Origin of the sequence: Methylobacterium amylolyticum (assembly GCF_030700245.1) — a bacterium.
Classification (GTDB): domain Bacteria; phylum Pseudomonadota; class Alphaproteobacteria; order Rhizobiales; family Beijerinckiaceae; genus Methylobacterium.
The window spans coordinates 1-7,794 of record NZ_JAUYZI010000101.1 but is presented as its reverse complement, the minus strand read 5'-3'; the positions used below and the strand labels follow the sequence as shown (position 1 = coordinate 7,794).

Genomic DNA, 7,794 nt, shown 5'->3' with positions numbered 1-7,794 from the left:
TCGCGATCCTGAACGTTGGCCGGCACGACGGCGAGCCCCAGGACGTGCCCCTCGGCATCGACCAGCGCCACGCGTTTGCGCCCGACCAGCTTCTTGGCGGCGTCGTAGCCGCGTGGCCCGCGCACACCGATGCACTTGACGCTCTGTGTATCGATGATCGCCAGCCGCGGCGTGGGACGCCGCCCGCAGCGGCGGCGCTGTCGGCGCGCGAGCGTCCGCATCAGGCTCTCGAACAGACCCTTGTCCACCCAGCGCCGGAACCATCCATAGACGGTGCGCCAGGGCAGGAAGCCGTCGGGCAGCGCCCGCCACCCGCCGCCCGTGCGCAGATGCCAAGCAACGGCCGCCATCACGAGGCGCGCTGACTTGGCGTTGGGTCGTGCCGCCGGGTCGGCCCGCTCCAGGAAGCGGGCCACCTCGTCCAAGCCCGCCTGCATCACCATGTCCTTCAGACGCGTCTCATGGCGCGTCCGATGCCGGTCCGTCCACATCTGCTCTCTCCTCCGCCCCGCCAGGCGGAATTTGTGTTGCCACACGAGACAGATGGGGACAGACGGCAGAGGACCTCAAACAGGCTCTGAGAGAACACCTCGGGGTCACAGTACATGTCGACGGTGTAGCGGTCTCGGACCCGCACCTCGGTGGCCTCGTGCTCGGCCCACGCCTCAGCAAAGGTGGTCGGCAGGGGCCACGCCTCCGAGACGGCTGCGCGGAGGGTGTCCGGCATGTCGCGGTCCAGGCTGAGCGAGCCCCAGCCGTCCAACCGCGCCAAGCTCGGCCAAGTCATCGGCAAGGAACAGGCCGACGCGCTGATCGCGGACCTCGGCAACGAGGCGACGTTCGCGCGGACCCGGGACGTGGTGACGGGGCGCGCCGACTCGGCAGCGCAGTCCGCGGCAGATCGGGAGATCGGTGGCACCCCGGGCATGGCCGGTGTGATCCGGTCGCTCCTGAACCTCGATATCGGCGACGCCTGGGTGGCCGCGGGCAGAAAGGTGACGGGCGGCTTTGCCGACGCCCTGCGCGAGCGCCGGAACGCCGATCTGGCGCGGATCCTGACGGAAGTGGGCCCGGACCGGGAGGGGGCCCGTCGCGCCTTCGCCGCGCTCGGGCGGTCGGTGCGGGCGAAAGACATCTCGTCGGACGTAGCGCGCACGCTGATGAACGCGGCCGTCCGGGGCGGCGGACAGGAAGAGCTAGGGCGCCTCGCGGGCCTGCCGGCTCGCTACGAACGTCAGGCCGATGCCGAGCCCCAGCGCTATCGCGATGCCAGCCCCAAACTGCTCGTTGATGCCAACCATGAGCCAGTGCAGCCCGCCCATTACCGGCGCAAACAGGGTGATGCAGATCGCAGCGAACCAGGCTTGGCGGGCGGGGGTCATGCTCCAGAAGGTGACGTGAAGGCGGTCGGGTTGCAAGGGCGTCCCGCTTTACAGCCAGCGCCGCGTCGATAGCCCCTAGGATCGCCAGAATTGGCCGGAGACGGCGATGCGCGCAAAACAGCCCAGAGCGCCTTGAACGGGAGCGGCCCCTGGGCGGCAAATACGGGAAGCCGCGTGGGGTGCTTGCCGCCGGTCACGATGGTGGCCGCAGCGATGGGCCGATGAGTGCCTTGAGGGGCATGGACGCCGTCAGGCCGCCATGGCCGGCTCCGGCGTCCATCCGGCTCGCATCGTCTTGGCCTGCCGGACAACACGCTCGGCCTCGTTCACCGGCGAGGCGATGAGCTTGGCGACATCGAGACCGAAGGCCCCCGCGCATTCCGGGAACCGGCGCTCGAACGACAGGATGCCGGCCACGATGCTCTGCACGTAGGCGGTCGCCAGATCGGGGCGAGTCGCCAGGAGGGTTTCCAAGTTGGCCTGAAGCCGCTCAGTCTCCGGACCCAACCCTGTCGAGAGGCGAGGCGAGCGCAGGTACTCCTCCCGTTTGATGCGGGTGGCTGCCAGGACGACGGGCCGCTGATCGAAGTCGTGCAGCAGATCGCTGACCTCCAGGGCGAACGCTGCAAGCGAAGCCGGCATGGCATCGTCGTCCAGGATGGCCAGGGTCTTCGCGTGAACGGCGAGTAGATCCACGGCCTCGCGCATCTCGGCCTCGCGGCGCGCGTGGGCCTCACGCTGGCGCTTGTTCACGAACAGGGCCACCGCGGCGGCCACAATGATGAGCACGACGAACGCGAGGGTGGTGCTGATACTCTCAGACATCGGCGTCGTCCTTGGGCGGCGCGATGGTGCGCCCGCCTTCCTTTCCGCTCCCCTTCACCTTCTTACGCAGCCTGCGGCGGCCGGCGGCGGTCTCTCGTTCTTCCAGGGCGTCGTACTCGGCCTCGTCCGCGCGGCGCTTCCATATGTGCTTGCGCTCCGACCACAAAAAGAAAGCGCCGAGTCCCAGGATGTCAACGAGCAGTGTTTCGGTCCCGGGCGCCCTGGCGGCAAGAGAGACGATCGCCGTAACCGAGATCAGGACGAAGACGATCGGCCCATCGCCGTGGGGTTTGAGGGCGCGGACCGCGTCGCGCAGGGCGGTCCAGAGGCCGGCGAACGGGTTCACGCATCACCCTGTCGCATCCGCACACCGGATCCTCGTTCGGATCGTAGGTCTGGCCGTAGTGCCCGGGCATCCGCTCAAGATGGCGAGCGCCGGGGCGGGTGTCGAGGATGGTCTGATAAGGGGGCCTTATCAGACCTACGATCGCGCTCGGACCGGAAATTGCCCATCCGGAGCCTCCAGCGCGACGCTACCCCGGATAACCGCGCATTATCCGGGGTTGGCAGGCGCTATGCCTGGCATCACGGCGCGCGACACGAGGTTGCAAACGAAAAAGCGCCCCGTCACCGGAGCGCCTGAGTCGTGTTGAGAGCGGCCCACTGGGCCACGACTTAGACTTTAGTACAAGGCCAAGCTGAATGCCAACGGCTCGACCCGACGCCGATCGATCTCAGCACAGACACAAGGCCGCATGCCCTCCCGCAGGGATGCCCCGCTGTTCCGGCGGTCGCCAGGGGCTGAGCGCCACAGTCGTGGCGGCAGTTAGCACAGAGTTCCTCAAAGCCTTCGACCCCTGCCGATCAGCTCATAATTCCTCAACTATAAAACGATAGCATCAGACAATCAGATCGCTCGCTATAGGGTTGCGCACCCTGTTCCGGTCTTAATCCTTCAAGACGCCGTAGGTCGAACGAGCGATGCTGACCGTCCTGGGCTGCCTCACGCAGCAACACGACCTGCGTCTGGTCGCCCTCTCCACCGCCATCTGCGCGCTCGGCTGCTTCATCACCACCACGCTGCTCGCGCAGGCCGAGACCACTCAGGGCCGTTCCCGTACCCGAGCGCTGCTGTCGGCGGCCGCGGTGTTCGGGTCGAGCGTCTGGGCCCTGCACTTCGTCGCCATGCTGGCCTTCCTGCCCGGCACCAACGCAGCCTACGCGGTGGCCCCCACACTCATCTCGATCATCGCTGCCATCGCCGGTTCCCTCGCAGCGTTCGCCTTGTGGCGGCATCGCCCGGGGAGCCCCATCACGCTCACCCTTGCCGGGACGATCCTCGGCCTATCCATCGCCGGCATGCACTACCTCGGCGTCGATGCGATGCGCGCCGCCGCCCTCGTCTTCCTCGACCCCGGTTACACCGGCGCCTCCGTCCTCCTCAGCGCGGCGTTCGCCACCCTGGCGCTATTCCGTGCACGCGGGCTGCTCGGCCTCGTCCGTCGCGCCGAGGTAACTGTGTGGCTTGCCCTGGGGATCTGCGGCCTGCACTTCACCGGCATGGCGGCGGTGACCCTCGCCCCGGCCGATCTGCCGGAGGATGGCAGCTACGTCCTGGGTTCGAGCACCCTTGCCTTGGCCGTCGGCCTCGTCAGCCTCGCCATCCTCGTCGCCGGGCTCGCCACGCTCCTGCTGCAACAGCACCTGTCCCTGCGCGCCGTGCGCGAACTCGCCCGGATGCGCCTGCTCGGCGACCTCGCCTATGAGGTGCTGTTGATCCATCGCGCCGGGGTCGTGCTGGAGGTCAACAGCGCGGGCGCACGCCTGTTCGGGGCGCCCGTCGAGAGCCTGATCGGTCGACCCGTCCTCGGCTTGTTTGCCGAACGCGACGCGCCAGGCTTGAGCCGCCGCATGCGCTGCCGCTCCGAGGACCTGCATCCCGAGGAGTTCGAAGCCCGCTCCGCCGGGGGCGCCCTCGTCCCGGTGGAACTGTCCTGCCGCACAATCGAGTTCGGCGGGCGGCCCGCCGTGGCTGTGGCCCTGCGCGATCTCACCGATCGCAAGCGCGACGAGGCCCGCATCCGTCACCTCGCGCTGCACGACGCGCTGACCGACCTGCCCAACCGCCACCTGCTGGAGCAGCGCCTCGCCCAGGCCATCGATGCGGCGGCTCGGGAAGGGCACGGCGCAGCGGTGATCTACATCGACCTCGATCGCTTCAAGCCGGTCAACGACCTTCACGGCCACGCCGCGGGCGATGCCCTGCTCGTGGAGGTCGCGAAACGCATGCGTGTCGAGCTGCGCCCGTCCGACACCCTCGCCCGCGTCGGCGGCGACGAGTTCGTCGCCGTGCTCGCCGTGGCGACCGCGCCCGAACAAGTCGGGGAGATCGCAGGTCGGTTGATCGCAGCCGTCCAGCGCCCATTCCAGTTTGGGGATCGGCGCGTCGAAGTCGGCGCCTCGGCCGGTGTGGCCCTGTACCCCGGCGATGGCGGCATCGCCGAGGTGCTGCTGCGCGCCGCCGACACCGCACTGTACCGCGTCAAGGGCGAGGGGCGCGGCGCGGTACGCTTCTTCGAGCCGGCGATGGACGCCCAGTTGCAGGCCCGCCGCCAGATGGAACACGAGTTGGGTCTGGCGATCGAGCGGGACGAATTGCGCCTGTTCTACCAGCCGGTCGTCCACGGAGACACGGGCGAGATCGAGGCGTTCGAGGCGCTGATCCGCTGGCAGCACCCCGACCGCGGCCTCGTACCACCGGCTGAGTTCATCCCGCTGGCCGAGCAGACCGGTCTCATCGATCGGATCGGCGCGTGGGTGATCGACGCGGCCTGCGCAGCGGCCGCGAGCTGGGGAAGGCCTTGGCCGGTATCGGTCAACGTGTCCCCGAGCCAGTTCCAGCACACCGACGTGCCGGTGATGGTGGCATCTGCGCTGACCCGACATGGCCTCGACCCGGCGCGGCTGATCGTCGAGATCACCGAGAGCGTGTTCATCCAGGACGCGGACGCGGCGGTGGCGGTGCTCACGCGGTTGCGCGCTCTGGGCGTGCGGCTGGCGCTGGACGACTTCGGCACCGGGTACTCCAGCCTGAGCTACTTGCAGCGCTTTCAGTTCGACACGATCAAGATCGACCGCTCGTTCGTGGGCAGGCTCGCGCAGCACGCCGACACGCTGACGATCGTGCGGGCGATCGTGAACCTCGGGCACAACCTCGGACTGCGGGTGGTCGTCGAGGGGGTGGAAACGGCCGAGCAACTCGGTATCCTGCGCGGGTTGGGCTGCGATCGAATGCAAGGCTACCTGTTCGGTCGCCCGGCGCCCGTACTCGCCGTCTCGGACCTGGAGCGGGCGCGGACCCGGGCGCTGTTCGCGGACAACCTGCGTCGAGCGACGGCATAGCGCCGCTGCCCATTCCGAGGGAAATTTGAATTTCCTCATAAGTGCGCCCTTCCGATCCTCTCCAGGGTATCCGGCGCCCGACACCAACCTGCCACCGTTAAGGTCTCTTGCACGATGTCGAGAGATGGATGGAGGCGGCCATCCCCCGTCGCGAGTGGCCAGACAAACGGCATGAACGAGCGGGCTACGAATACCGGACTCGCCGACTACCTCGACGCTTGGTCGATGTGGACGACCTGGACAGTGCTGGCGGTCGCCGGCCTCGCGCTGATCACCGCCGATCGGTTCTTCCCGGCCGTCGGCATGGGGCCTCTCTTCATCCCGCTGATCGCGTTGGCTGGGTGGCGGCTCGGTCTGCGCGCCAGTTGCTTCGTGACCGTCCTGGCCTGCCTCCTGAACATCTTCCCCCACCACGTGCACGAGGCCGGCCTCGCCCCCGAGGTGGCGATCGCTCGCGGCATCATCCGAGGCAGCGCCTACGTCTTCACCGTCGCGGTCATCCATGCGCTCCGGCGCGCCTATGATCGCGAACGCGTCCGGGCCACCCACGACGCCTTGACGGGTGCGCTGAACCGAGCCGCATTCGAGCGAGAGCTGGAAACTCTCCTCGGCAGCATCGAAGATGGCGAACGAGCGGTCGTGCTGGCGATGATCGACGTGGACGACTTCAAGCGCATCAACGATAGGCACGGCCACCGCGCAGGTGATTACCTGTTGCGTGAGCTGACCGCCGCTGCGGCGGGCACTCTCGATGGACGGGGGCGCCTCTACCGGATCGGTGGGGATGAGTTCGCGGCTCTGATGCCAGTCGCGTCGATCGCCGCGGGTCAGCCGGCGATCGAGCAGCTTCATGAGGACCTGTCGGCCGCCCTCGAGCAGTCGCTCTACCCAACGACGGTCAGCATGGGCGGGCTGATCTTCCAACCCCACCCCTCGCTGGATCGTGCGGCGCTCATGCACGAAGCTGACGGGCACATGTACGCGGGCAAGGCGGCCGGCAAAGGACAGGTCCGGTTCGTGGCGCTTCGGCCAGCAAGCATCGCCGCAGACCCGGTGCTGGTCGATGCGATGCCCCTCCCGGCCGTGTGAAGTGGCCATCGGCTCCGGAGAACAGGCCATCCCCTAGCTCCCAGATTGTTCGACGGTCCCTGCGGCCGAGGAAACACGCTGGCCATGCGAACGGGGCGAACGGCGGGTTGCCGCCGCGATGGCCCGGGATGCGGGAACCGTCACTTCGCTATCGGTAGACCCATCGCCATGCCTCGGGTTGTCGGACGAGAATAACTTGGGTTATACCAATGGCCCTAGATGTTGACCTGTGCCCAGTCACGCGAGGTCATGGATGTAACGAGGTCTGGGTCGTTGGCGAAGAAGTTCCAAGCGTCGCAGCAGGCGTCGACGATCTGTCGGTAGTCGCGGAAGACCCGGTTGGCGAGCTTGTTCTGGCGCAGGTACTGCCAGACCAGCTCCATCGGGTTCAGCTCGGGCGATGAGGCCGGCAGGTGGAGCAACGTGATGGTGTCCGGGACCACCAGGCCACGCGGTCGGCGCGTCTTGGCGGTGCCGTGATAGCCGGCACCGTCCAGAACCAGGATCGCGTGCGCGCCGGGCGCGACCTGCTTGCTGATCTCAGCCAGATGCAGCGACATCATCGTGGTGTTGACCGTCGGCAGCACCAGGGCCGCGCTGGTGCCGCGCGCTGGGCAGGCCGCCCCGAACACATACGTCCACTTGTAGCGTTGGTCGCGCGGCGCCCGCGGGCGCGTGCCCTTGCGCGCCCAGACCCGCGTCAGCGTGCCCTGCTGGCCGACGCGCGCCTCGTCCTGGAACCAGATCTCGAGCGGCTTGTCGCGGGCGGGCTCGGGCAGGATCTCCGCCACGCGCGCGGCGAAGTTTTTTTAAAAGCCTGCTGGGTCTCGTCGGTGGCCTTGGGATGCTGCGGGCGCACCGACAGCCGCACGAAGCCCAGTGCCGCCAGGTGCTTGCCGACCGTGCGCTCGTGCATCTCGACCCCGAACAACTCCTTGATCCGCGCCTGCAGGTCGACCCGGCGCCAGCGCACGACGCCATCCTTGTCGACGTCCGGCCCCGCCTCGACCAGGGCCGCCAGTTGCTGCTTCTGCTCGGGCGTCAGCTTGGCGGAGCGGCCCGGTGCCTGGCGGTCGCGCAGACCCGCCAGCCCCTC

6 protein-coding genes and 1 pseudogene are annotated in these 7,794 nt (G+C 68.2%); 3 read left to right on the top strand and 4 right to left on the bottom strand.

Annotated features, from left to right (window positions below; translation table 11 throughout):
- Nucleotides 1–491 (bottom strand): transposase (locus Q8W71_RS31880; protein WP_305528870.1); only part of this gene is annotated, 491 nt, incomplete at its 3' end.
- 234 nt (nucleotides 492–725) lie between these two features.
- Here Q8W71_RS31880 and Q8W71_RS31875 point away from each other — a divergent pair.
- On the top strand, nucleotides 726–1,454 hold the full coding sequence (locus Q8W71_RS31875) for a hypothetical protein (protein ID WP_305529355.1): 729 nt from the start codon (nucleotides 726–728) through the stop codon (nucleotides 1,452–1,454).
- A gap of 177 nt (nucleotides 1,455–1,631) precedes the next feature.
- Here Q8W71_RS31875 and Q8W71_RS31870 read toward each other — a convergent pair whose 3' ends face one another.
- Both Q8W71_RS31870 and Q8W71_RS31865 read right to left on the bottom strand, forming a co-directional pair.
- Nucleotides 1,632–2,207, bottom strand: a complete 576-nt coding sequence (locus Q8W71_RS31870; RefSeq protein ID WP_305529354.1) for a hypothetical protein — start codon at nucleotides 2,205–2,207, stop codon at nucleotides 1,632–1,634.
- Entirely contained in the window at nucleotides 2,200–2,553 is a 354-nt protein-coding gene (locus tag Q8W71_RS31865; protein ID WP_305529353.1) for a hypothetical protein, read from the bottom strand. Before Q8W71_RS31865 ends, Q8W71_RS31870 begins: the two co-directional genes overlap by 8 nt.
- 635 nt (nucleotides 2,554–3,188) lie before the next feature.
- Here Q8W71_RS31865 and Q8W71_RS31860 point away from each other — a divergent pair.
- A complete protein-coding gene (locus Q8W71_RS31860) occupies nucleotides 3,189–5,609 on the top strand; it encodes a bifunctional diguanylate cyclase/phosphodiesterase (RefSeq protein ID WP_305529352.1) in 2,421 nt (806 codons plus the stop codon).
- 171 nt (nucleotides 5,610–5,780) lie between these two features.
- Nucleotides 5,781–6,698 carry a GGDEF domain-containing protein gene (locus Q8W71_RS31855; RefSeq protein WP_305529351.1) on the top strand — a complete coding sequence of 306 codons (918 nt, stop codon included), beginning with the start codon at nucleotides 5,781–5,783 and terminating at the stop codon, nucleotides 6,696–6,698.
- A gap of 215 nt (nucleotides 6,699–6,913) precedes the next feature.
- Here the strand turns inward: Q8W71_RS31855 and Q8W71_RS31850 are convergent.
- A pseudogene (locus Q8W71_RS31850) lies at nucleotides 6,914–7,794 on the bottom strand (IS630 family transposase); the annotation flags it as partial.

What these genes read in the sequence shown, in the direction of transcription:
- Q8W71_RS31875 (WP_305529355.1), top strand. Translation starts at nt 726, where the DNA reads ATGTCGCGGTCCAGGCTGAGCGAGCCCCAGCCGTCCAACCGCGCCAAG.
- Q8W71_RS31855 (WP_305529351.1), top strand. Translation starts at nt 5,781, where the DNA reads ATGAACGAGCGGGCTACGAATACCGGACTCGCCGACTACCTCGACGCT.
- Q8W71_RS31860 (WP_305529352.1), top strand. Translation starts at nt 3,189, where the DNA reads ATGCTGACCGTCCTGGGCTGCCTCACGCAGCAACACGACCTGCGTCTG.
- Q8W71_RS31870 (WP_305529354.1), bottom strand. Translation starts at nt 2,207, where the DNA reads ATGTCTGAGAGTATCAGCACCACCCTCGCGTTCGTCGTGCTCATCATT.